The sequence below is a fragment of the Chryseobacterium sp. JV558 genome (assembly GCF_033712365.1).
GTDB lineage: Bacteria > Bacteroidota > Bacteroidia > Flavobacteriales > Weeksellaceae > Chryseobacterium.
This window is the reverse complement of sequence record NZ_WJHU01000012.1, coordinates 23,052-49,303: the sequence shown is the minus strand read 5'-3', so window position 1 is coordinate 49,303 and position 26,252 is coordinate 23,052. Positions and strand designations below refer to the sequence as shown.

Here is a 26,252-nt window from a genome sequence, read left to right as displayed (position 1 = left end):
TTTTTATCATTCAAAGAGGTGTGAAATTCAAACTTTCTTGCGATTTTTGCACTTTCAAAATGAAGACACTCAGGTACTTTTTAATTTGAAAGAAATTAATTCAGAAAAAAGATTTAGATACAATGAAGATTGATAAAAGAATAATACCACTGGCCATCGGTGGTTTGGGAATAGGAACTACGGAATTTACCGTAATGGGACTGTTGCCGGATATTGCAAAAACATTACAGATCACGATTCCGCAGGCCGGACATTTAATTTCTGCCTATGCTATGGGAGTAGTTATCGGAGCACCAATTCTGATTGGGTACTCGGTAAAATTTCCGCCAAAAAAAGTTCTAATAGCGTTTATGATCCTTTTTGCAATATTTAATGGGCTTTCCGCTATTGCTCCTGATTATAACAGTATGCTGATTATTCGTTTTCTGTCCGGGCTTCCTCACGGAGCATTCTTTGGAGTAGGAACGGTAGTCGCTTCAAAAATGGCAGGAAAAGGGAAAGAAGCATTTTATATATCAATGATGTTTACAGGGCTCACGGTCGCCAACCTGGCCATGGTTCCGCTGGTCACCTACATTGGGCATACCTTCCACTGGAGACTGTATTTTGCTATTGTAGCAGTCATTGGTCTTTTTGCCATACTATTTTTGAAACTGTGGCTTCCTGCAATGGAATCTAACCAAAATACCCACTTCATGGAAGAGTTGAAATTCCTTAAAAATAAACAGTCGTGGATGGTACTTGCCATTACAGCGATTGGGTTTGGAGGTCTTTTCACGTGGTTAAGTTATATTACACCTTTAATGACTGTTGTTGCCGGAATCAAAAGCAGCCAAATGGCCTATGTGATGGTTCTTGCCGGAGCCGGAATGGTAGTTGGAAACCTGGTAGGAGGAATTGTTTCAGATAAATTAGGCCCCGAAAAAACATGTGCCCTTCTGATCTTTTTAATGATGATTTCTCTTGGAGGTGTTTTCTTCCTTGCAGAACATACGAACATTGCTTTGGTACTGACGTTTATGTGTGGCGCTTTATCTATGTCTATTGCATCACCTATCAATATTATGATGATGAAAGCCGCTCCAAAAAGTGAAATGATGGCGGCCGCTTTTATGCAGGCTGGTTTTAATATTGCCAATGCAATGGGAGCTTTCTTTGGGGGAATTCCTTTGGAATACGGTTATTCATTCAACTATCCTTCGCTGGTAGGAGTAGGAATGACTTTTATAGGAGTGGTTATAAGTATAAGATATATGTATCTGTACGGTTCAAAGGCTCAAAATGAAGAGGAAGTTGCTGCAGAATGTGTATCCTGTGATAAATAAAAGTGTAACTGATTAAAGTGAAAAATAAAAAAAGAGCCTGTTTCAATCAGAAACAGGCTCTTTTGTATAACATGAGTTTTATGCCTCTACTTCATCTCCGTTTTTGCACCAGTAGAGGGCATTGTATAAATTTTCTTTGGGGAAAGATTTAAACTCTCCCGGCATCAGAACACTGAAAATACTGGTAAAATTACGAATACCTTCTTTGTCAGTAACAATGGCTGACCGATTCCAGTTGGTAAGATTTTTCAATCCTAACAACAGGTCTTCAAGCCATGCTCCCATGGTAAAATTATCCAGATCGGTATCCAAATACAATAAGTAATTCAACTCACCGAATTGCTCTACCTTCTCTTTTACGCGCGGAATTACCAGTCTTTCAAAATCCTCTTTCGTTACTTCTCCCGTTGCATTGAATGCTGCAACATTTTCCGGGGCTTCTGGAATAATTGTTATCATAATGAATATTTTATGGTGGTTTGAGTTTAAAAGAACAACAATAATTACACCATAATTTGATGAAAAATTGTTAAAAAAGGTATAAATATTGTTAGTTTCAATGTAAAATATTAATATGGATCTCAAATCAAATGAACCTTTTTGGCTTTTAAAAAACGGATTGTTAGCATCTTATCCTTCTTTAAAATCAAATGAAAAATGTGATGTTCTCATTGTGGGAGCTGGCATTACTGGAAGTCTGATTGCCCATCAGATGATAGAAGACGGGTATGATACCATCCTTATTGATAAAAGAGAAATTTGTAATGGAAGCACTTCTGCTACGACTTCAATGTTGCAGTACGAAATAGATGTTCCTCTTTATGAACTGATAGAAAAAATAGGCAAAAAAGGAGCTGTTTTAAGTTATACAGCTTGTAGTGATTCTATTGATACACTGGAGAAACTTTCAAAAATGATTAAATCCAATGCAGGTTTTAAACGAAAGAAATCCTTGTATTTTGCTTCAAAAAAGAAAGATACAGCATGGCTGAAGAAAGAATATCAAGCGAGAAAAGAAAACGGATTTGAAGTGCAGTGGCTGGAAGCGGAACAGGTTTTGGGAAAATTTGAATTTGAGAACACATATGGTGGAATATTATCTAAACAGGGAGCCAGTATTGATGCTTTTCAGTTTGCTCATGAGCTTTTTATGCACAATGTAAAGAAAGGACTGAAGATCTTTGATAAGACAGAAATGGTAAAAGTGGAGGAGCATAAAGGTTTTAATCTGGTTACGGTAAACAGTGGATATCAGATCAAAGCAAAAAAGATCATTTACTGCATTGGGTATGAAAGTAAAAACCTCCTGAAAGAAAACTTTGTGAATCTGAAAAGTACCTATGCCGTTGTTTCTGAAATGGATAAAGACAAGTTTAAAAATATCAGCAGTACATTGGTCTGGAATACCGATGATCCTTATCTCTACATGCGGACTACCGATGACGGACGAATGCTTATCGGAGGAGGAGATGAAGACTTTTATGATGCTGAAAAACGGGATGCTCTCCTCAATAAAAAAGAAAAAGAAATTCTTAAAAATCTGAAGAAAATAAAACCTGATTATCATTTTTACCCTGATTTTGTCTGGGCAGGAACTTTTGGCGAGACTAAGGACGGTCTGCCTTATATCGGAGAACATAAAAAATTGAGAAATTCCTACTTTGTATTAGGTTTTGGAGGAAACGGAATTACTTTTTCAGTAACAGGAATGGAGATGGCCTCTCTATTTATGAAGAACAAAAAACATCCGTTATCAAGGTATTTTAAATTTGAGAGATAAAATTGGGATTTTTAACCACAAAAGTCTTTAACCACTTAAGTTGTTTTAAGCTGCTACTCAATGTTTAAGAAATATACTTAAGTTTTTGAAAGCCTTCGATTTTAAATCTATACATAAAAACTGTTTAGATTCCTGCGGAATGACAAACGACATGAATAAACCGGCCTTTCAATTGTGTCATTCCGTAGAAATCCTGATTAAATTACTTGAAAAAATGCGATAAATAAATACTCCAACAGATATTTCAATTGAAGTTGCTCAATTCCCATCCTCTGGAGGGGTGGCGAAAATTCAAAGAATTTTTGACGGGGTGGTTTTACACAGTATCCAGCATAAAAAAAGCGGGCCTCAACCCGCTTTACAACTACAAACTATACCCATTCTTTTTAGCCAGTTCAACAATAGAACTCTCAATTGCTTTTCCCAGATCGTCAGAATCATCAGTACCCCGTTTCTTCATTTCTCCGTCAATATAGGTCTGGCGCTTTTTGGAAAGCTCTTCAATTTCTTTCTGAATTTTATCGCGGGCAGCAGACTTTGCTGTGATCGTTTTTTGAATTTCTTCCTTGCTTTTCCCCTTCAGTTCGGCAGGAAGTTCACTTTCTTTTACGCTGGCAATAAATCCGGCATCCTTTTCTGCTTTATCCACCAGATCCCAGTGGTCATTTTTGTAGGCATTCTTTTTAGACTTGGCTACAGCTCTTTCCACTAGGTTGGATGCCGACTGTGATTCTGCATTTTTATCCTGTGTAATCTGCTTAAGTCTGTAATCCGAACCATGACTTCCATAATGAATGTAAGTGTCATTCAGTTTTGCATTGCATTCGGAAATTCTGATATCGTAAGGTGTTTCAATATAGAGTACTTTTCTGTCGCTGTCGATATTGAAATACTTTCCACCTCCCAATGAAGCTCCGTTTTGCCATGAAGTCTGAATACCTTCCTCGCGGCTTCCGCAGAAAATGGTGTTGGTATAGATATTTTTACCTTTTGCTTTTGAAACAACATCTTTATAATTTATTTTCCCCTGATCGAATGCTTCATTTCCTGCAATATAAATCAGTTTCATACTTTTATCATTGCCGTCCCAGTTCAGGTTGACAGAAGCATCACGTATAACAGCTCCGCAATATTCACTGCCACCATTAGTTCTTAAGGCAAATAGCTTTTCGGAAATAAGATCAAGATCCTGAGTAAGAGGAGCAACCTGGCGGATGTAATTTTCATCACGGATTCCATCATTTCCATATTCATACAAGGCAATTTCAATCTGGGCAGACTTTCCGTTGTATTTCAGAGTGGTCAACGTATTTACAATATTCCACAGTCTGGATTTTGCCTGATCAATCAGCCCGTCCATACTATTGGAAGTATCCAGTAAAAGAGCGACCTGAATTTTATTATCCTTTAAGGTTGAGCTTGCCGGAATCATTGTTACTTTTTGTATAGGTAAATGACTTTCAACATTACTTTTTATAGAGCGGTTGTCCGGAATAGTACCGGAGCTTAAAAAAGCTGTACCCGCTGCAAGTGCTAAGATTTTTAAAGTTGTCATATTGTTATTTTTTTATTGGTTATCTGCTGTAATACTGAATGTGCATCTCTTTCGGATACTTTACTTCATAGGAGAATATAATCTTCTCTGAACTTCCTGAACCGATATTCTTGTTCCAAAGGATACTGCCTGTTTTATCATCAAGGCTTCCATCACCAAGGTTCAGTGTTTTGACCAGAATTTTAGAATTTTCACTGATCGGAAGCTGGTCAAGGACTTCCAGTTCAATATTTTCTTTCGTATTATTTCGTATGCTGATCTGATAAGACTCTGTTTCCCATTTGTTGGAATTCATTGCCTTTTGAGACGTTTTATCTTCAAGCTTGATTCTTTTTACCGTAATTCTTTCATCTACTCCAAGAGAAATCGGGAATTCGTCTTTTACATAATTGCTTGTAATGTTGGTTTTTCCAATATAATTATCCTCAAAATAAATATTAGCTTCTCCATTGATGAGGTTGAGGTTCTGCCAGTTCTTTACAAAAGCCATCAGGAATACCTGATTATTAAGTTTCGGAACCGTGTGGTATTTGTAAGTGGCATCAATCTGTTTTTTATCCAGGATGACATACTGTTCTTTTTCCTGGCTTACAATGGTCTGGTTATAATTCAGCTCATAGATCACATTCATCTGGCTGTCAGAGACTGAAGCTACCGGAATCTGACTAGGTTTTGCGAGCACATCTTCTCTCATCTGATAAGCATTTGCCGCTGAAACTTCCTTTTTAGATTTATAGCCGGCTACTTCCATCTGAGAATTGTATGGCGTATATTCAGCTACATACAATGGAGATAAAATAGGTCTGTCCTGATTATATGAGGGTCTGTAAGTAGAGACAAACAGCTTTACATTTTTCCAGTCCTGTCCGGTTTTCTGATAAATTTTACCTTTATAAACCATTTCAAGAGGTTTCTTTACAGACTCAGCACGCAAATCATAAGAAGGAACCCATCCGGCATCAGAAACGATATAGCTTACTCCAAGATTCAGATTGGTTTCATTATCAGCAAGAATTTCAAGCAGAAGCTCTTTACGGTTGGTATTTTTATGAGTTTGCTCTTCCGCAGACTGTTTGTTGAGCTTTGCAATACTTTCATCCAGAACCGTTTTTTGCTCGTCAAGGAGAAATACCTGATTATCAATTTCCAGCATTCGTTTTCTGTAAAACTCTGTAAGTTTAATGAGCTGTTCCTGTGGAGTTGATTTATCATTGACAGACACTTTTAAATTATCATTAATGATCCGTTGTTCACCCGTCAGGTTTTTGATCTGAATATTCAGCAGGCTGACCTGTCTTTGAAGCTTTTTTGTCTCTGTTTCAAGTATCTTTTCACTGTCCGATAATTCATCATTCTTCAAAAAATTATTTTGGGGAGTAATGGAAAGGAGCGTTGTATTTTTTTCAAGATTGATTTTATACGTATTCTCATCCAGATTATTGGGAAGATTGACAATTCTTATGGTATTTCTGCCTTTCTGAAGACTTACATTTGTACTTCCGAAAACCTTTGCTCCCTGAAGAAATACAGTAGCCTGCTTTACTTCAATTTCTTTTTTTATTTCCTGTGCTTTACTAAAGGCAGCCGAAAATATGATTAATAGTAAAAAATAGCGTTTCATCGTTTATTATTTTGAATTCCTAGAGTAAAATTATTCTTATTTAAGGCTGGAAATTGGGAGACTTGGTGAAGTAACCTTTTGACTTGGTGAGTTTGCTGGAGGTAAAAAATAAAAACAGCTCCCAAAGGAACTGTCTTTTAAATCTGTTATTTTAAAGAATCTCGTATCGTGTTTTGATGCTGTATTTCAGTTTGATATTTTCAATGTTATCAAAAGAATAATCTACCGGAGCATCAGCTATTTCCATCTGTACACTGTTCATTCTGCCTTTGTAAGCGGCTGGCATGATCATATCGCTTGTATAGTCTTCTATTTCTACGATTTCGAGAGCATTCCCGGTCTTTTTACCCATACTTTCCAGTAAATAGTCTGCCTTTTCTTTAGCGGCTTTCAAAGCATTGATTTTTACTGCTTTTCTGAAATCTGCAATTTTAGTACTTTTTACCTCTGCGATGTTCAGGCTGCTTACCCATTTCTGGTTCAGGTCTTCAAAAATTTTGCTCAGACTTGATTTTGTGCTGGCTTTAAACTGATAGCTTTTAGTAAACTTGGCTGTTTTAGAATATAGATTCTGGTACATTGATTTGAACTTAATATCTTCGTTCTTTACTCCTGCATTCTTTAAGGTTTCAAATAACTTCTTCTCGTTATCTGCCAGATCATTTTTGTTATCTGCTTTTATTCCGATGCTGAAAATGATTTCATCCGGTTCTACTTCCATTTCTGCAACACCTGTTACTTCAATTGCATTTTTCTTTACTTCTTGTGTCTGAGCATTTACAAAACTTCCAAGAGTTAAAATTCCGATTAATAAAAAATGTTTCAATTTCATAATTTCCTGTTTTTAAATTTCTAATTACTGATGTAAAATTACGCTGATCAGAAGCCAGAAACCGGGAGACTTGGTGAAACGAAGCTTTCACTTGGTGAGTTCTGGGAAATGATTACTTTCCTTTATTCTTTTTCAGATCATATTTTACGTTGAGGTTCATAATATATTGTATGCCCACTTCAGGATTAGCATTATTGATCACTTTATCAAAGCCGGTATAATCTGTCCCATCATAATAAAAGGTTTTAGATTTTCTTTCTTCCTTTTTGACGTATCTGGTATCATATCCATAGGTAATATTAGCACTTTCAAAAGCCGTGTAATTCTGATATTGGCTTTTGGGGAAAACATAAGTAAAACCTGAAGAAGCGGTAGGGCTTCCGATAATTTCCTTTTTAAACAGTTTAAAATAATTGTCCTTTTTTTTGTCGAAAACGGTATAAGCCTCTTTGAGAAGTTCTTCCTGGATTTTATCAATATCACTGCTGATATAATCTACTTTAATAACATCGTAGATCTGGAAGTCTGAAGCTTCAGAGATCAGTTTTTCGATCATGGTGTGCTTGTTCACCGTAATAATGATATTTTTCTTAGTTTCAAATCCATCCATTTTCTGGACGGCGGTCTGTGAATCTTTATTGACGTTGTAATCATAGATTTTAGTCTGAGAGATAAAGTCCACAAAAATATCATCGTCTTTGATGCCCATTGAGGATACCCTTTTTATAAAACCGCTGATTCTCCTGTTGATATTTTCAATGGCAATTTTGGGAGTGGCTGCCTCTTCATTCAACCCCAGTGTAAGCTTATATCGGTCTGCCGTTTTGTTCATCAGTACTTTTACAGTAATAATTAAGGTTGAATCGGTTGCAAAATAGGTATTGGTGTTGATGAATTCAGGGAGATTTCTGGGGGTAGAATAGTCGTTGTTATTTCTGTCTCTGTAGATCTGGTTTCCTCCAACCTGTGCTTTTGAAAAACTTAAAAAAGATACTGTAATGAGTAAAAAAATAAGAGTTAGTTTTTTCATGATTTTTAAATTTGAATTATTATACTCCAAACTTAGCCTTACACTCACATTATCAAAGACTAAACTTGGTGAAAGGGGATTTTCGCTTGGTGAATAGTTTTTGACTACACTATATATATGTATATCTTTGTTTTATGAAAATGCTTACACTTCTTTCAATCTTTTTACTGATGCTTTGGGGAAATACAATGTCTGCCCAAACCACTAATACTACCGCTGCTGCTGTGGAAGATGTACAGGTGGAAACAAAGAAGCTGAAAAAAGCAATGGATACGAAAAATGAACCTGCTCAGGCAGATTCTTATTATAATATCGGTGAAACCTTTTTTAACAGCGGGAATTTTCCGAAGAGTGAAGAATATTATACCAAAGCCAAAAATCTGTATGAAAAACTTAATGACAAGCCAAATATTGAAAAAACAACCCGCAGATTGGCCCAATCACAGGAAAAACAGAATAAAATAACGCCTGCGATCAGTAACTATGGCAGAGCGGCACAAATGAATTATAGTGAAAAAAGTAAGGCCGTCAATTCTAATGATGTTACAAGGCTTTCTTCTCCTACGCCAGAGCTTAGGGCAGAAGCTATTCAGAGTAATATTAACTTAAGTAAAAAAGAAAACGAACAGGGTGATCTTGCGGAAAGCTACAGTCAGTTAGCTGATGTCAATCTTAGACAGAAAGACGTTTCCAGTGCTGAAGAAAATCTGAATACGGCCTATAAAATCTCTAAAAAAGAAGCACCTCAACAGGCATTGGCGATCAATCAAAAGCTGGCTGATCTTTATGTTGAGAACAAAAACTTTGATAAAGCTATTGAAGCTAAAAAAAAGGTACTGAAAGAAGATTTTGTAAAAGAAAATTCGCAGGAAAAAGTCAATCAGATTCAGGAGCTGGCAGATATTTATATTAAGAAAAATGACCCAAAAGAAGCGGTGGATCTTTTGAAAAATGCCTACGGAATTGCTTTAGATAAAGGGCATACATTAGAAGCACAGAAAAGTGTAAAAAAGCTGGACAGTCTGTATGCTATTTCAGGGAATATTGATGCTTCCGTTCAATTGTACAGAGACTTTTTGGGAAAACTTCCAAACCTGGTTTCCAAGGACAGAAGTCTGGTCGACAACAAAATCTTAGAAGATACAGAACAGCGAATTTCACAGCTGGAAAAAGAAAGGGAACTGAAAGACGAACTTATCCGCAAGAAAGATCTATTTAATTACAGCTTGATAGGTGCTTTGATTCTGCTGACCGGATTGATTATTTTTATTTTCAGAACACTGAAAAAGGTTCAGACGAAAAATAAGAAAATTGCTCTTCAGTCGCTGCGAAGAGAGATGAATCCGCATTTTATTTTTAACAGTTTGAATAGCGTTAATCACTTTATTGCAACCAATAATGAGCTGGAAGCCAATCAATATCTGACAAAATTCTCCAAACTGATGCGTGGCGTGATGGAAAATTCTACAGAAGATTTTATTCCTTTCCAGCAGGAGCTTGATCTTCTTCAAAACTATCTTGCCCTTGAAAAAACCCGCTTTGCCAATAAATTCGATTACGAAATTGAAGTTGATGAAAGTTTGAATATGCAAAACCTTCAGGTTCCTGGAATGCTCATACAGCCATTTCTGGAAAATGCAATCTGGCACGGGCTCCGTTACAGAACAGAAAAAGGATTTTTAAAAGTAAACTTTGAGAAAAGTGAATCTTACCTTAAGGTCTTTATTGAAGACAACGGAATAGGAATAGAGGAAAGTAAAAAGCAGAAAACCGAGCACCAAAAAACAAGAGAGGGCAGAGGAATGAAAAATACGCTGGAAAGAATTCAGCTGCTCAACGATTTGTACGAGAAAAATATTACCTGCTCTGTAAAAGATAAAGAAAATAGCAGCGGTGTTTTGGTAACCCTTAAAATCAATTTGAGTTAAGTGAAACTCAGGATGTGATCTGTATTTCTATTTGATCTACTATGTTTTCAAAATAGAAAATTTTTGATTTCTTATTATATGATCAAAGTCCCATAAATGCATGAAAGTTTAAGTTTTACAATACCTTTTAGATCTTATCTGCTACCTGTTACTTGAAAAAACCTGTAACCATTTTGAGAAAGTTGTTGTCTTAACAGATAAAGACATAACCAAAATGACTACAAATATTAAAACATTCAGACTTGCAGGTTTTTTTTATCTCATTGTTATCTTAACCGGATTTTTCAGCTTAATGTACGTTCCGTCAAAACTGATTGTCTGGGAAAACCCTGTATTGACCTTTCAAAATATTTCTTCCTCAGTTCAATTGTTCAGATTGGGTATTGCCAGCAGTATCATTTGCTATATCGCTTTCACATTACTTCCTTTAACGTTGTATCAATTGCTGAAAAACGTGGACGAAACCCATGCGAAAATGATGGTTATTCTTGTGCTGATTAGTATTCCCATTTCTTTTATCAATCTCCAAAGTAAATTTTCTGTACTCACCATTATTGAAGGTGCTGATTATCTGAAAGTGTTTGATGTAAAATATCTGCAAGCTCAGACGATGCTCTTTCTGAGTAGTTATAATAAAGGACTTTTAATTGCACAGATCTTTTGGGGATTATGGCTTTTTCCTTTTGGATATTTGGTCTATAAATCCGGCTTTTTGCCCAAAAATTTAGGTGTTTTCTTAATGCTGGGCTGCTTTGGATATCTGATCAATGTCTTTGGAAGAATTGTGATACCTCATTTTTCAGACTATTCTATATCAAATTTTATCACATTACCGGCAACAATAGGAGAGATAGGAACCTGTCTGTGGTTGCTGTTGGTTGGAGTACGAAATAAAAAATTAAATCAAAATTAAAAATCATAACTATGAGCAATTCTACAAAATTTGAAGATGTACAGATCAATGTGAAAATTATACTGGCGGGTCTTTGGGCTTCAGTTACTTTGTGCTATCTGTACGGTGATTATTTCGAGCTTTATACTCCTGGAAAGGCACGCGGTCTGGTAGAAGGAACCAATTTATTAGATTCTCCTCCGAAATTACTTCTTGCTTCAGCTGTTCTGGCGATTCCTGCTGTAATGGTATTTCTTTCTCTGATCCTGAAATCAGCGGTCAATAGGATTCTCAATATCATCTTTGGTACATTTTTTACTTTGATTATGGTGTTTATTGGTATTACTTCCTTTTCAGATTGGTATTTATTTTATGTTTTCCTTGCAATAGTAGAATGTATAATTACAATGCTGATCGTAAAATACGCCTGGTGCTGGAAGAAAGTATAGCCATAGATTGCGTGAGATTGTAGAGTTGAGGAAATATTCCTAATTTGCAACAGCAACCTATTCCTGCCACTTAATATCTGACCTCAATGAAAATAAAAGCCGTAATTGTAGATGATGAACTCATAGCAAGAGAAGTTTTACGAAGCTATCTTACCAAATACTGCCCGCAGGTAGAAATTCTTGGCGAAGCTGAAAATATCAAAGAAGCTGTTCCTTTAATTGCAGAAAAGCAGCCTCAGTTGGTTTTTCTGGATGTTGAAATGCCTTTCGGAAATGCCTTTGACGTATTGGAAGCGACAAAAGAGTTTTCCTATGAAACCATTTTCATTACTGCGTTTTCACAATATTCATTACAGGCTTTAAATAAATCGGCAAGTTATTATATTTTAAAGCCTATTGACATTCAGGAGCTGATTCTTGCAGTGAATAAAGTAGTAGAAAGTCTTGAGAAAAAAGAAGAGCTCAACCGAAATAAGATCCTGCTTGAAAACCTGAAATTAAAACCTGAAAAACAGCAGCTGATTCTTCCAACCCTGCAAGGATTTGATGTCGTAAAGACCGAAGATATTGTTAGATTACAGGCAGATGGAAACTTTACGCAGGTCTATCTTACAGACGGTTCCAAGAAAATGGTATGTCGGTTTTTGAAACATTTTGATGATTTGCTGGAAAGTCCGTTTGTGAGGGTTCACCGTTCTCATATTATCAATACAGGCTTTGTGAAATCCTATCATAAAAGTGGAACTGTAATGCTGTCTGACGATACAGAAATTGAAGTTTCGGGAAGCTTTAAGGATAATTTCCTGAAGGTTTTTTCATAGAATTTATTGTTCCTTAACAGGTTTAAGGCATTATTTTTGACGTTTTTATAGTAATCACACAAAATATTCCTGTCATGAAAACCATTCATAAAATTATACTTCCCGTTTCGTTGGGAGCACTGGGGCTTATTATTTTCAATTCATATTCTGTAAGGATTCCGAGAGGTGCTTCTGCGGTAAAGAATTTTGATCTTAAAAAATACCTTGGCAGATGGTACGAAGTTGCCCGTTTTGACTACAGGTTTGAAAAAAACATGGACAACGTCACTGCAGAATATACAGAGAATCCGGATGGGACAGTTCAGGTCAGAAATAAAGGGTACGATTATGTTAAAAAAGTATGGAATGAATCTATCGGGGAAGCAAAATTTGTAAAAGACCCGAAAGAAGCCCGTTTGAAAGTGTCATTTTTTAAACCGATCTGGGCTGGTTACAACGTCATAGATATTGATGAAGACTATCAATATGCTTTGGTGGCAGGAAGCAGTTTAAAATATTTATGGATTCTTTCCCGTACCACTAACATTCCTGAAAGTATCCGCCAGCGTTTCCTTCAGAAAGCAAAAAAAATAGGTTATAATACCGATGAGCTGATCTGGGTAAAGCATAATCAGTAAAAAATAAAAGGGCAAAATTGCAGAAAAGCTGATAGATTTAGATTTCAGTGATTTGCAGATTTGCCCTCATTCTTTAGTTTTTAATATATTCTTTCCATTCCTCAAAACGGTGATCAATGACCTGTTTCATCAGATCATAGTTTTCATAAGTATCCTCAATGTGATAGAACGTTTCGTATTCGTAATCGTTTTCCTCTGCTTTAGTATCAAAAATATTGACGTAATCATCAGCAAACGAGCTGTATCTGTTTCCGAAATCGGTATCGTCTGCATAATAATCCTTTGCAAAAAGATTTCCCAGCTCACTCAGGTCATACTCAGAAAATTTCCCGTCGCAGGAATCCATAATGAATTCTGCACCCGTAATTTCTCTACGTTTTAATTTTTCAATTTCCTCTTCACCATCTTCTTTCAGTTCATCAGAAATCAGATTATTATGAATGCACCAGTTCAGGAACATTCCTGTATGCGTTGCTCCGTTTTTCTGAGGAAGCTCCTCAGGGAAATCACCACCATAATGCCATGAAGCATCATCATATTTAGACATAATTCTTAATTGTAGTTTTAAATAAATTTCGTCAAAAATAGAAAAAATCAATTTATATTGCTGCAGCCAGAGAATTTTCCGTCATTTGCATAGAATTTTTTTCAACAAAATAATATATGGAAAAAGCTGTTCTGATTACCATTGGTGATGAAATCCTTTCTGGAAACACGGTAGATACCAATTCTAATTTTATTGCTGCTGAACTTAAAAACATAGGAATAAAAGTTACTCAGATTCTTACGATCTCAGACGAAATTGAAACCATTAAAGAAGAACTGAGCGTTGCTTTTGAATCAGGTGATTTAGTCATTACAACAGGAGGTCTAGGCCCTACCAGAGATGATAAAACCAAAAAAGCACTGGCTGAGTATTTCAATGATGAAATTGCTCTGGATGAGGTGACATTCAATCATCTTAAAAATTATATGGAAAGAAGAGGCCGCCTGGATATTCTGGAAAGAAATAAAGAACAGGCTTTTGTCCCAACCAAATCCATTGTTTTCCAAAACCATTACGGAACGGCTCCATGCATGATGATGGAACAGGATGGAAAACTGTGTTACAGCCTTCCTGGTGTTCCTTACGAGGTAAAACCGCTTATCAAAGATCAGATTATTCCCTATTTACAGGAAAGATTCAGCCTTCATTATATTCATACCAGGATTGTTTCTGTGGTGGGAATTCCTGAGAGTATTTTGGCAGACACCATTGAAGACTGGGAACTGGCGCTTCCGGAAAATATTGCACTGTCTTATCTTCCGGTAGGAACCCGTGTAAAGCTTCGTCTGACGGCTTCCGGTGATAATGAAGATCAACTGAAACAAATTACAGAAGAAGAAATTCAGAAATTACTTCCTTTAGTAGAAGGTCACGTAATCGCTGTATCTGAGGATAAAATTGAAAATATTCTCGCAGAAATGCTTACCGAAAGAAACCTGACAATTTCCACGGCAGAAAGCTGTACAGGAGGTGAGCTGGCAAAGATGATCACTTCAGTTTCAGGCAGTTCAAAATATTTCCTTGGCGGAATAGTGCCTTATGCTACAGAGAGAAAAATAAAGATTTTAAATGTTTCCAAAGAAACCGTAGATCAGTTTACTGTAGTGAGTGAAGAGGTAGCTCAGGAAATGGCAAAAGGTTGTCAGGAATTGTTTGAAACCAATATTTCTCTTTCTACAACAGGTGTAGCCGGTCCTGGAAAAGGGGAAGATGGCAAAGATATCGGAACGGTGTATTATACGATAAGAATTAATGACAAAGCAGAAACATTCAAATTATACATGCCGCATCTGGAAAGAGTAGATTTTATGAATTTCGTTTCACAGAAGGTGATTCAGGATCTTGTAAGCCTTCTTATAAACAGTTAGATACACTTTTTACTTTTTACTTTTTAATTTTTTTTTAATTAATTTTAATAGAGTTTTTCACACTTTTTGAGAGCCATTCCATAAATTTCGAAATTGTGGAAAATTCCAAACAGGTTTTTCAGACCAACAGCAAGAAACGCTGGAAAAGTGTACAGTGGGGAAGCCGTATTTTTATCTTTGTAGGAATACTGCTTTTGCTTGCTTTGGGGCTGATGATGACCCTGGACAGAAGTCCTAAAATTCCTTTTAAAGAAGATTATAAAGCCGTAATTACAGCCAACAAACCCTATCTTCAGGAGAATAAAATTTCCAAAGAATATAAAGGCTTCAGAAGCTTTATTTCTGAAAAAACAATCCATACCAGCCTTGACAAAATTGAGAAGGCGAGAGCAGAAAGATATAAAAATCAGAACAGAAACTGGGCTCAGTTTCCAGGTGGAATCCGGTCTGCATTTTATGTAGCATGGGATCCTCAGTCTCTGATGTCTCTGAAAAGAAATATCAGACACGTGAATCTTGTTTTCCCAGAATGGTTTTTCCTTGATCCTAAAACAGGAGATCTGAAGACGAATGTAGATCCGGAAGGATATAAAGTGATCAGAAGAACCGGAGTTGCTGCAATGCCGATGCTGAGCAACAATTCCAATCAGGAATTTCGCTCCGAAGGATTGGTGAAAGTGCTAAACGATCCGCAGAAGAGAACACATCTGATCCAAAAAATTGCCCAGCAGTGTAAAAAATATCATTTCAAAGGAATTAATATTGACTTTGAGGATATGAACCTGAACTCTGATGAAAACCTGATTGCCTTTATGAAAGAGCTTTCAGAAACTTTCAAAAAGAACCAGCTGCTGGTAACGATGGATATCATGACGGATAATGATGATTACAACATTCCAAGATTGAATCCTTATGTAGATTACTTTGTATTGATGGCTTACGATGAATATTCTGCAGGAAGTGATGCAGGACCGGTATCTTCCCAAAAATGGATCGAAGAGCAGACCGGAAAAATCGTAAAACAAACTTCTCCGCAAAAAATTATCTTAGGCCTTGGAGCTTATGGTTACGACTGGAGCTCCAATAAAGATGACAATACGTCCGTAACCTATATGCAGGCAATTACCAAAGCCAGTGCCAGTAAAGCTGTAATTGATTTTAATGACAATACTTTTAATTTAAATTATTCCTATACCGATTCTAAAAATCTCACTCATACAGTATTCTTCAATGATGCGGCTTCTATTTTCAATACAATGCGTTTTTCCTCAGAATATCCGTTGGCAGGAACAGCACTTTGGAGACTGGGAAGTGAAGACAGCAGAGTCTGGAATTTCTATGATAAAGATCTTACGTTTGCCGGTCTTTCCAAACTGAATCTGAAAACCCTGGAAAATGTAAAGGGTCAGACCATGGTGGATTATATCGGAGACGGAGAAGTACTGGATGTTCTGAATACTCCTCATGACGGAAAAATAGCACTGGAAATTGATCCGAAAGAAAAAATTATCACAGACGAAAATTACATCACTTATCCAAGTTCTTACGAAGTAAAAAAATACGGAGGCGCTCCCCAAAAAGAGCTGGTACTTACTTTTGATGATGGCCCGGACGAAACATATACTCCACAGATATTGGATGTGCTGTCCAAATACCATGTTCCGGCAGCTTTCTTTTTGGTAGGATTAAATGCAGAAAAAAATCTTCCGCTCGTTAAACGGATTTACCGTGAAGGACACGAGATCGGAAACCATACCTTCACCCATGAAAATGTAGCAAAAGTAAGCCCGGAAAGAGCTTTACTGGAACTGAAGCTGACAAGATTACTGATAGAATGTGTAACAGGGTACAGTACAATTCTGTTCAGAGCTCCATATAATGCAGATTCTGAGCCTACCACTTCAGAAGAGATTATTCCCGTAGCATTAGCAAGACAGCAGAATTATTTGGATATCGGAGAAAATATTGACCCTGAAGACTGGCAGCCGGGAATAAAATCAGATGAAATTGTAAAACGTGTAATGGCCGGAGTCAAACAAGAAAGAGGAAATATCATCCTTCTTCACGATGCAGGCGGAGATACCAGAGAAGAAACGGTGAAAGCTTTAAAAATTCTGATTCCAACACTTCAGAAACAAGGCTATCATTTTACAAACCTGACCAGTATTCTGCACAAAACCAGAAGTGAGCTAATGCCTGAAGTTCCGAAAACGAAGTCATATTATATCATGCAGCTTAACCTTGTACTGGCCACTGTAATTTATGGAATAAGCCATTTTCTGGTAGCTTTGTTTACCATTTTCATTGTGTTAGGATTAATCAGACTATTGCTGATGGCATACTGGGCTTTTAAAGAAAGAAAAAAAGAGAAAAAATTGGGTGAATTTCCAGTCTTGGAATCCTATCCGAAAGTTTCCATTATTGTACCCGCTTATAATGAAGAAGTGAATATTGTTTCTTCTCTGCAAAATTTATTGAAACAGACCTACCCGAATTTCAACATTATTATGGTAGATGACGGAAGTAAGGATTCTACTTATGAAAAAGTATTAGAAGCATTCCCTGATCACCCGAAACTCAAAATTTTCACCAAAACAAATGGTGGAAAGGCAACGGCCCTGAATTTCGGAATATCACAGACGGATGCAGAATATGTAGTGTGTATTGATGCAGATACCAAACTGCAGCAGGATGCCGTAAAATATCTGGTTGCAAGATTTTTAAATTCAGATCCGGAAGAAAAAATTGCTGCCGTAGCTGGAAATGTGAAAGTTGGGAACAGAGTCAACTGGCTCACCAGATGGCAGGCTATAGAATATACAACAAGTCAGAATTTTGACAGACTGGCCTATGCTCACATCAACGCGATTACCGTAATTCCGGGAGCAATAGGGGCATTCAAAAGATCTGCGATTATTGAGGCTGGAGGCTATTCATCCGATACTTTAGCCGAAGATTGTGATATTACCGTGAAAATCTTAAAAGCAGGATATACGGTTGCTAATGAAAACAGAGCGGTTGCTGTAACTGAAGCTCCGGAAACTGCCAATCAGTTTTTAAAACAGCGTTTCCGCTGGACCTATGGGATCATGCAGATGTTCTGGAAACAGAAACAGACTTTCCTTAACCCCAAATATAAAGGATTGGGACTTTGGGCAATGCCGAATATTTTATTATTTCAATATATTATTCCATTTTTCTCACCGCTGGCGGATGTGATTATGTTCTTTGGAATTCTGTCCGGAAACGGAGATAAAATATTTACCTATTATCTGATCTTTCTTCTGGTGGACGCTTCCTTAGCTTTAGTGGCATTCATCATGCAGCGCGAAAAATTAATCAATCTGCTGTATATTATTCCGCAGAGATTCGGGTACAGATGGCTGATGTATATTGTTTTGTTTAAAAGTTTAAGAAAGGCATTGAAAGGCGAAATGCAGTCCTGGGGGTTCCTGAAGAGGACTGGAAATGTAAAAGAGATAGCAACTTCTTAATATTTGTTTAAATTTGTTTTCTTAAGAAGTAACAAATTCGAAATAAATCATACATATTCTAAAAATTGTTATCATAATGAAAAAAATAACGCTTTCTTTGTTTTTAATAGCAGGGATCTGTACTCAGACTACCATGAGCGCACAAGCTAAAGCTGCTAAAGTAGCAGTGAACAACACAGACAAAGGCTTAGACCTTAGCTTGATGGACACTTCAGTGCGTCCTCAGGATGATTTTTACAACTATGTGAGTGGAACTTGGATGAAAACTGCCAAAATTCCATCAGATAAACCAACTTGGGGAAGCTTCAACAAACTGGCTGAGGACACGGATAACAATTCCATGACAATCCTGAACTCTCTTCTTAAAGATAAATTTGCTGACGGAAGTGAAGGTAAAAAGATCCAGGATCTGTATGCTACTTACATGAACATGGAGAAGAGAAATGCAGACGGAATCAAACCTATCCAGGAAAATCTGAATAAAATTGATGCCATTAAAAACATGGCTGATCTTCAGACTTATCTTACATCGGTAACCAAAGAAGGAGAAAATGTTTTCTACGGATGGGGTGTAGATGCAGACCTTAAAGATTCTAAGATGAATGCCGTTTACTTAGGAAACCCTTCTTTAGGTTTAGGAAGAGATTATTATCAGAAAGTAAACGAGAAAAATACAGAAGCTATTGCTGAATATCAGAAATATGTAGCTTCAATGCTAAAAGAATTAGGGTACAAAAATGCTGATGAAGCTGCAAAAGGTATCGTAAATTATGAAAAAAGCATCGCACAGACGTATCTGACAAACGAACAGAGCCGTGATAACACGCTTCAGTATAACCCTAAAACGATGGCAGAACTTTCTGCTTTGGTAAAAGGAGTTGACCTTCCAGCGTATCTTAAAAAAGTAGGAGTAAATACAGATAAAGTAATTATCAGTGAACTAGGATTCTATAAAGATTTCGATAAATTAGTAAATGCTCAGAATCTTTCTGTGATCAAAGATTATCTGAAATTCCACATGATCCACGGAAGTGCTTCTTACTTAAGTGAAAACTTAGGAAACATGAAGTTTGCTTTCTATGGTAAATACCTTAGAGGACAGCAGGAACAAAGAGCTCTTAACAAGAGAGGTTTTGAATTGATCAACGGTTCTTTAGGAGAAGCTTTCGGAAAATTATATGTTGAGAAATATTTCCCTGCTGAAGCTAAAGCTCAGATGGTAGAATTGATCGACTATTTAAAGAAAAGCTTCGCAGTTCATATCAATAACTTAGCTTGGATGTCTTCAACGACTAAGGAAAAAGCAATGCAGAAACTGAACAAGTTCACGGTAAAAGTTGCTTATCCTGATAAATGGAAAGACTATTCAAAATTAAATATCGTTTCTGAAGCAAAAGGTGGAAATCTATATAAAAACCTTCAGAACATCGGCGAATGGCAGTACAATAAAGATTTAGCTAAAATTGGTAAGCCAGTGGATAAAACAGAATGGGGAATGACTCCACAGACTGTGAACGCTTACTACAACCCGGTAAACAACGAGATTGTATTCCCTGCAGCTATTCTTCAGCCGCCATTCTTCAACCCTAAAGCTGATGCTGCTGTAAACTTCGGAGGTATCGGTGCTGTTATCGGTCACGAAATGAGCCACGGATTTGATGATTCAGGTGCACAGTTTGATGCTGATGGTAACTTAGTAGACTGGTGGACTCCGGAAGATAAAGCTAACTTCGAAAAAGCAACAAAAGCTCTTGCTTCTCAATATGACAAATATGAGCCTGTAAAAGGAACTTTTGTAAACGGTACTTTCACAAACGGTGAAAATATCGCTGACTTAGGTGGAGTAAACATTGCTTACGACGCTCTTCAAATGTATCTGAAAGACAAAGGAAACCCAGGGAAAATCAGTGGATTCTCTCAGGATCAGAGATTCTTCCTAAGCTGGGCAACGGTTTGGAGAACATTATCCAGTGAGAAATATATGGTAAATCAGGTGAAAACTGACCCACACTCTCCAGGATACTTCAGAAGTTTTGGTCCGCTTATCAACGTTGATGCCTTCTACAAAGCATTCGATGTGAAAAAAGGAGACAAATTATACAAAACTCCAGAAGAAAGAATTAAAATCTGGTAAAAATAACAACCGCTCAGCAATGGGCGGTTTTGTTTTTTAGGGGGCAGGTGGGAGATGTTAGGTAATAGGTAATAGGTAATAGGTAATAGGTAATAGGTGGTGGGAGTTATAGATTTGGGATTGGAAGAACTGTAATTGCAATAACGACTTCCATCATTCCCATCCTCCGGAGGGGTGGCAAAAATTCAAAGAATTTTTGACGGGGTGGTCTACCACAATCTCATTCTTTACCCACATTCCCAAAGACACCCAAAAACTTCAACCTTAAGCTATGAACCTTGAACTTTCAACTCAAAACTTTAAATTTTCAACCCTAAATCTCCATTCCTCTATAAATATCCCTCATCACGTATCATTAAAGTTTGTATATTTGATAAGTTTGTGTAAAATCAAAAATTATCTTAATGAAAAAGCTAAATATTGGAATACTTGCCCTTTCAGGTATTGTATTTCTTAATTCGTGTGGTGCAGCAAAGACTGCAGGGACAGAGAATAAAACTGAAGCTACAGCAAAAGTGGCTGAACCGGTAAAAGAAGAAGCAAAAGAAGAGGGAATCAATTTATCGTATATGGATACCAGTGTCCGCCCGCAGGATGACTTTTTTAGCTATGTGAACGGAAATTGGGTGAAAACCACTCAGATTCCTTCCGATAAAGCAAACTGGGGCTCTTTCAATGCTTTGAGGGAAAATGTAGATGATGCTTCATTAGATATATTAAACAAAATCCTTACAGAATCATATCCTGCCGGATCTGAAGGACAGAAAATCCAGAATCTTTACGCTTCTTTTATGGATACCAATAAGAGAAATGCAGAAGGTCTGGCTCCTATCAAAGCTGATCTTGCCAAGGTAGATGCCATTAAAAGTCTTAGTGATCTTCAGAAATACCTTTTGGAAGCTACAAGATTGGGAGACAACTCTTTCTACGGATGGAGAGTAGGTGCTGATATGAAGAATTCTAATATGAATGCGGTGTATCTTGGTGGTCCGGACCTAGGTTTGGGAAGAGACTATTATCAGAAAGTAAATGATGCCAATACTAAAACGTTGACAGAATACCAGGCTTATGTCGGAAAACTATTCGGAGTTTTAGGATATAAAAATTCTCCTCAGGCAGCACAGAATGTAGTAGATTTTGAAAAACAGCTGGCTAATTACTTATTGACTCTTGAGCAGAACAGAGATGCCAACTTAAGATACAACCCTAAAAATGTATCAGAATTGTCAGGACTTGTTAAAAATGTTGACCTTGCAAAATACCTGAAAGATGCTGGTGTAAATACTGACAGAGTGATCATTGGAGAACTGAAGTATTACCAGAATATGGACCAGTTTGTAACACAGAAAAATCTTCCTTTACTGAAAGACTATCTGAAATACCATATCATCAATGGAAATGCTAGCAATCTGAACGACAGCTTAGAACAGATCAGATTCGATTTCTATGCTAAATACTTACAGGGTCAGAAAGAGCAGCGTCCTATGGATAAGAGAGGACTTACCCTTGTAAATGGTGTTCTTGGAGAAGCTTTCGGTAAACTGTATGTAGACAAATACTTCACTCCTGAAGCGAAAAAGCAGATGGAAACATATATTGATTACCTTTTAAAATCATTCAAATCCCATATCGCCAATATAGACTGGATGTCTCCTGATACGAAAGTAAAAGCTCAGGAAAAACTATCCAAATTTACCGTGAAAATTGCTTATCCTGACAAATGGAAAGATTATACACAGTTGAAAGTAGAATCTCCAAAAGAGGGAGCAACACTATATTCTAACCTTCAGAATGTAGCAGCATGGCAGTATCAGAGAAGTCTGGACAAAGTAGGAAAACCTGTTGATAAAACAGAATGGGGAATGTCTCCACAAACTGTAAACGCTTATTACAGCGGATCAAACAACGAAATTGTATTCCCTGCCGCTATTCTTCAGCCGCCTTTCTACAACCCTAAAGCTGATGCAGCCGTGAACTTCGGAGGTATTGGTGCCGTTATCGGTCACGAAATTTCTCACGGATTTGATGACAGCGGTTCCCGTTTCGATGGAGATGGTAATCTTAACAACTGGTGGACAGATGCAGACCGTAAAAACTTTGATGCAAAAGTAGGTCAGCTGGCAGCTCAGTACAGTGCTTATGAACCTGTAAAAGGAAGCTTTGTAAATGGTAAATTCACAAGTGGAGAAAATATTGGTGACTTAGGTGGAGTAGCTGTTGCTTACGATGCCCTTCAGATGTATTTAAAAGATAAAGGAAACCCGGGAAAGATCAGCGGATTTACTCAGGATCAGAGATTCTTTATGAGCTGGGCAACCGTGTGGAGAACAAAAGCTACCGATCAGTATATGATCAACCAGGTGAAAACAGATCCGCATTCTCCGGGAATGTTCAGAGCTTTTGGCCCATTGGTCAACCAGGATTCATTCATCAAAGCGTTTGATATCAAACAAGGAGACAAACTATATAAAGCTCCTCAGGACAGAATAAAAATCTGGTAATTTTACCTTAAAATTGTTAGAAAAGAAAGAATCCGTCTCATGCAGGCGGATTCTCTTTTTTAATATTCTTTCTTATAATTCCGGATCACAAACTTTATTCCGGTTTCTATAATGTCTCCCATACTTTTACAATACTTAAAATTGACATCGTAGGTGAGTTTTTGTAAAGCAGTTTTTAGTTCTGTAACATTGGCTTCCGGCGCGATATTGTCTTTTTTCATAATAGAAATGAGTTCATCAAATCTGTTTTTACTGCTGGTCACTCTTTTTACGATTTGTGAACGTACTTCCTTACGGTATTGTTCTATGGAGCTGGGTTTCAGTTTTTCCAGTACCATATTGACCATCTGACTGTTTTCTTTGAAATACTGTGGAAGATAGACTTTCAGATTTCCCTCATAAGTTTGCTGATCAAAATCAATGGGACGGATTCTGTAAATAACCTGGTCAAAATCATGTATTGGAATAACAACATAATTATAAGATCTCATATCACCAAGAAGCCCAATGAGGCAGCGTTCATTGAATTTTACAAATTCCTTGGAAATCTGCGCCTTTTCCAGTTCCGTACAGTTGAGCAGATGTTTCTGAATAAAAACATCACCTGGAATTCCTAAAATATGCTCTTCAATCAGAGTATTCTTATAAACCAGAAAGTTGATCCGGTTGGGAGAAAGGAGATCTTCAAGCTCCAGTCCGAATATCCGGGAAGCATCAGCCTGTTTGATATAAAAATTAGTATAATTATCGTTCAGTATATTTCTCACCCGAACCCGAAACGGTTTAGAATTTCCGAAGGTACAAAAGTCAATGGTATCCACTTTCAGATAAGGTAGGGTGGCGGTATCTCCATCAGAATGAAGGAGGGTATAAATTTTATTTAAATTAGCCTCTATCTCTTTAAATTCATATTCAGGATACAATACCCCGAGCCACAAAGTATCCTTACCTTCTTTATCCAGAATATTCACACTGTCGCTAAACCTTAGCAGGTCTTCATACAGAAACTTAATCTTAGTGGTTCTGTTATATTTTTCCAAATATTGCTCTAATGCTTCTGAAACTGGAAATATTGGCTTTCTAAACGCTATTTTTACATCTTTCATGCCCCTTTTCACTTTGTTTAAATATAAAGAATATTTTTTTGTAACGTATGAAGAATTCTTGTTTTAACATTCATTTGATACATTTATGTAGGAGTAAAGCAGACAAAAATTTTATTTTATTTTTTCTTGAATGATTTTATTTATTTTTTCATAGCTTAGTGATATCGTAATGCGGTGATTGTATGTTGAATAAATATAAATAGATTTAGAAGATTCAAGAAAAATCTTAGTAAAATTTTGTATGTTACAGTTTTTTTTTAAATTTAAACACTGGATTGGTAATTTATTTGATTCATCTGTAAATTACTCAAAGACAGATCCAAACCAAAATAAGAAATCTCAAAATAATAATAATATGGCAATGTTTAATTATGGTGTTGGCGGAAACGAAGTAAAAGTGGACGCTAATGAAGCTATTCAGGAAATACAGGAAAATAAATCACTGATAGTAAGCCAACTTACAACAGAAGAGTCTTATACTCCTGAAATCATAACAGGATTAAAAACAGTGGAAGACGTTTTCAAACATTTTCAGCCTTCAATATCGGTACAACACGAGACAGAAGACGGAGGAGTGGTAGAAGAAGAATTCCGTTTTCAAAACCTTGGAGACTTTACCCCTAAAAGCCTTACTCAGAAGTCAGATTATCTGCAGCAGCTGAGCATGGAGCAGGAGCAGTACAATAAAATAGTACGTCAGCTGAAAACAAACAAAATTCTACGCAATATGCTGGAGAACGATCAGACAAGAGCGGCGTTCATAGATGTATTGAAAGAAGTGGCACAAGAACTTGAAAAATAATTAAAGACTTACATTAAATCATGGATAGCAAATTACAGGCACAAGAAAGCCAGCAGCAGGGTCAGCAGCAACACTCCGGGCAACCGAAGGGCAACCCACTTGCAGAGCTCAATAAAATGGGAGGATTTGGCTTTGTTGAATCCGTTGTAGACGGTATTGCCAATATGAACCCAACAAGAAAGGCAAGAAAAGAAATCTTCCTGAATGACAGCAATAAAGCAGACGAAAGAAAAGAACTTCTTCAGAAGATCAATCTTTGGGTAAACCTTTTAGAAGGTAGTGAGTCTGCAGATAAAATGGCCGATACGTGCAAAACTAAAGCACAACAGGCCGACCAAAACTTAAAGGTAAACTTAAAAAATACACTGGATACCGTTCGTATGTTGGAAACTAACTATAGAACAGTAGCTCAATTCTATAAAAATACAGAATTGGATAAAGTGGACAACGTAAGTATTGTAAACGCAAGCATAGAACAGGTTTCAGATTTGGACAATCCTTTGTTCATTGATGCAATCTCAGAAGAATTCAAAAACTACTATGACCGTCTTGACCTTAGAGATAACTATTCAATCCTTGCAATACCAGGATATCTAGGATCCAACAAGGTAATCGAGAAATGGGCAAAAATCTGTAACGAAAACAAAGTAATGATGGTTACAGACTTCGCCAACCTTGATAAGCCGGATGATGTGGTAGACTTATTCCACTCTGCAAACCTTACAGGGGGAGAACTTCACAGAAGTAACGTTATTATGACGTGTAATTGGCTGGTAGGACGTGGTAAAGCTGAAGAAGTAGGTGAAGAAGAAAACGTAGAACTTCCACCTTCCACTTCATTAGCTGGAAAAATCCACAAAACGCTGATGTCTCAGGTAGCAGCTGGTAAAAAACATGGTAATATCAACGAAGTAGACGCTGTAAAATTCGAATTGAAGAAAAGTGAAATTTCTCAGTTGGAAAAAATGGGTCTTGTACCAATGGTAAACGAGTACGGAAAAATTATGGCTTTCTCTGCGAAGACATTATTTACAGGAGACAATATCGGTCTTCAGACGTATTCCGTAGTTCGTGTATTCGATTACGTAACCAAAGTGCTTTTAGACTTCTTGAACAGAAGAGCTTTCGAAAACTGGAATGCTAAAAACGAAGACGATTTGAGAAGACAGATCGTAACTTTCCTTGATAATATCAAAGGACCAGACAAATTGATTGAAAAATTCAAGATTGTTCGTTTCGAGCAGGATAGAGTAAATAAAGACAGAGTGTGGCTGGATATCCGTATGACCCCTTATTTCCCTACGAAAAGTTTCGTTATTAAACTTGACGGACACAAAGGAGATGATGGTAACGAATGGGATGCAGAATATACTCAGGAATAACATACACCTACTTTACATAACAAAAACCGATGCAATTTTACATCGGTTTTTTTTCAACCAACACCTATG

General features: G+C 36.9%; 20 protein-coding genes. 13 read left to right on the top strand and 7 right to left on the bottom strand.

The window, feature by feature from the left end:
- The first annotated feature begins 122 nt into the window (after positions 1–122).
- Positions 123–1,325 carry an MFS transporter gene (locus tag GFU89_RS22745; protein ID WP_318849300.1) on the top strand — a complete coding sequence of 401 codons (1,203 nt, stop codon included), beginning with the start codon at positions 123–125 and terminating at the stop codon, positions 1,323–1,325.
- 78 nt (positions 1,326–1,403) lie between these two features.
- On the opposite strand, the gene GFU89_RS22740 is transcribed toward GFU89_RS22745, so the two are convergent.
- Positions 1,404–1,784, bottom strand: a complete 381-nt coding sequence (locus tag GFU89_RS22740) for an STAS/SEC14 domain-containing protein (RefSeq protein ID WP_223600550.1) — start codon at positions 1,782–1,784, stop codon at positions 1,404–1,406.
- A gap of 115 nt (positions 1,785–1,899) precedes the next feature.
- On the opposite strand from GFU89_RS22740, the gene GFU89_RS22735 reads away from it, so the two are divergent.
- Positions 1,900–3,105, top strand: coding sequence for an FAD-binding oxidoreductase (locus tag GFU89_RS22735; RefSeq protein WP_318849299.1), 1,206 nt, complete (start codon positions 1,900–1,902; stop codon positions 3,103–3,105).
- 364 nt (positions 3,106–3,469) lie between these two features.
- On the opposite strand, the gene GFU89_RS22730 is transcribed toward GFU89_RS22735, so the two are convergent.
- The 4 genes from GFU89_RS22730 to GFU89_RS22715 all read right to left on the bottom strand — a co-directional run bounded on the left by GFU89_RS22730 (position 3,470) and on the right by GFU89_RS22715 (position 8,143).
- Complete coding sequence (locus GFU89_RS22730; protein WP_318849298.1) at positions 3,470–4,660, bottom strand: VWA domain-containing protein; 1,191 nt, start codon at positions 4,658–4,660, stop codon at positions 3,470–3,472.
- Between the two features lie 19 nt (positions 4,661–4,679).
- Positions 4,680–6,281 carry a DUF4139 domain-containing protein gene (locus GFU89_RS22725; RefSeq protein ID WP_318849297.1) on the bottom strand — a complete coding sequence of 534 codons (1,602 nt, stop codon included), beginning with the start codon at positions 6,279–6,281 and terminating at the stop codon, positions 4,680–4,682.
- 151 nt (positions 6,282–6,432) lie between these two features.
- Positions 6,433–7,113 carry an SIMPL domain-containing protein gene (locus tag GFU89_RS22720; RefSeq protein ID WP_318849296.1) on the bottom strand — a complete coding sequence of 227 codons (681 nt, stop codon included), beginning with the start codon at positions 7,111–7,113 and terminating at the stop codon, positions 6,433–6,435.
- Positions 7,114–7,225: 112 nt separating this feature from the next.
- Positions 7,226–8,143: an SIMPL domain-containing protein gene (locus tag GFU89_RS22715; RefSeq protein WP_318849295.1), complete on the bottom strand. Its 918-nt coding sequence runs from the start codon at positions 8,141–8,143 to the stop codon at positions 7,226–7,228.
- Positions 8,144–8,277: 134 nt separating this feature from the next.
- Here GFU89_RS22715 and GFU89_RS22710 point away from each other — a divergent pair, with 134 nt between their 5' ends.
- The 5 genes from GFU89_RS22710 to GFU89_RS22690 all read left to right on the top strand — a co-directional run bounded on the left by GFU89_RS22710 (position 8,278) and on the right by GFU89_RS22690 (position 12,850).
- A complete protein-coding gene (locus GFU89_RS22710) occupies positions 8,278–10,071 on the top strand; it encodes a histidine kinase (RefSeq protein ID WP_318849294.1) in 1,794 nt (597 codons plus the stop codon).
- Positions 10,072–10,285: 214 nt separating this feature from the next.
- Positions 10,286–10,984 (top strand): DUF4386 domain-containing protein, encoded by a 699-nt coding sequence (locus GFU89_RS22705; protein WP_318849293.1) that lies wholly within the window; start codon positions 10,286–10,288, stop codon positions 10,982–10,984.
- A gap of 11 nt (positions 10,985–10,995) precedes the next feature.
- Positions 10,996–11,412 (top strand): DUF6326 family protein, encoded by a 417-nt coding sequence (locus GFU89_RS22700; protein ID WP_318849292.1) that lies wholly within the window; start codon positions 10,996–10,998, stop codon positions 11,410–11,412.
- A gap of 86 nt (positions 11,413–11,498) precedes the next feature.
- Positions 11,499–12,233 (top strand): LytR/AlgR family response regulator transcription factor, encoded by a 735-nt coding sequence (locus tag GFU89_RS22695; RefSeq protein ID WP_149834412.1) that lies wholly within the window; start codon positions 11,499–11,501, stop codon positions 12,231–12,233.
- 74 nt (positions 12,234–12,307) lie between these two features.
- Positions 12,308–12,850 (top strand): lipocalin family protein, encoded by a 543-nt coding sequence (locus GFU89_RS22690; RefSeq protein ID WP_318849291.1) that lies wholly within the window; start codon positions 12,308–12,310, stop codon positions 12,848–12,850.
- Between the two features lie 73 nt (positions 12,851–12,923).
- Here the strand turns inward: GFU89_RS22690 and GFU89_RS22685 are convergent, their stop codons facing one another.
- Positions 12,924–13,397 (bottom strand): hypothetical protein, encoded by a 474-nt coding sequence (locus GFU89_RS22685; protein ID WP_318849290.1) that lies wholly within the window; start codon positions 13,395–13,397, stop codon positions 12,924–12,926.
- A 116-nt stretch (positions 13,398–13,513) separates the two neighbouring features.
- On the opposite strand from GFU89_RS22685, the gene GFU89_RS22680 reads away from it, so the two are divergent.
- From GFU89_RS22680 to GFU89_RS22665, 4 genes are all read left to right on the top strand, one after another.
- Complete coding sequence (locus GFU89_RS22680; protein WP_318849289.1) at positions 13,514–14,764, top strand: CinA family nicotinamide mononucleotide deamidase-related protein; 1,251 nt, start codon at positions 13,514–13,516, stop codon at positions 14,762–14,764.
- Positions 14,765–14,859: 95 nt separating this feature from the next.
- Positions 14,860–18,258: a polysaccharide deacetylase family protein gene (locus GFU89_RS22675; RefSeq protein WP_318849288.1), complete on the top strand. Its 3,399-nt coding sequence runs from the start codon at positions 14,860–14,862 to the stop codon at positions 18,256–18,258.
- Between the two features lie 76 nt (positions 18,259–18,334).
- Positions 18,335–20,392, top strand: a complete 2,058-nt coding sequence (locus tag GFU89_RS22670; protein WP_413228618.1) for a M13 family metallopeptidase — start codon at positions 18,335–18,337, stop codon at positions 20,390–20,392.
- 404 nt (positions 20,393–20,796) lie between these two features.
- Positions 20,797–22,893, top strand: a complete 2,097-nt coding sequence (locus tag GFU89_RS22665) for a M13 family metallopeptidase (protein ID WP_318849287.1) — start codon at positions 20,797–20,799, stop codon at positions 22,891–22,893.
- A gap of 59 nt (positions 22,894–22,952) precedes the next feature.
- Here the strand turns inward: GFU89_RS22665 and GFU89_RS22660 are convergent, their stop codons facing one another.
- Entirely contained in the window at positions 22,953–23,999 is a 1,047-nt protein-coding gene (locus tag GFU89_RS22660) for a hypothetical protein (protein ID WP_318849286.1), read from the bottom strand.
- A gap of 355 nt (positions 24,000–24,354) precedes the next feature.
- Between GFU89_RS22660 and GFU89_RS22655 the strand changes: the two genes are divergently transcribed.
- Positions 24,355–24,801, top strand: a complete 447-nt coding sequence (locus tag GFU89_RS22655) for a type VI secretion system contractile sheath small subunit (protein WP_318849285.1) — start codon at positions 24,355–24,357, stop codon at positions 24,799–24,801.
- A 20-nt stretch (positions 24,802–24,821) separates the two neighbouring features.
- Complete coding sequence (locus GFU89_RS22650; RefSeq protein ID WP_318849284.1) at positions 24,822–26,183, top strand: DUF5458 family protein; 1,362 nt, start codon at positions 24,822–24,824, stop codon at positions 26,181–26,183.
- Positions 26,184–26,252: the final 69 nt, after the last annotated feature.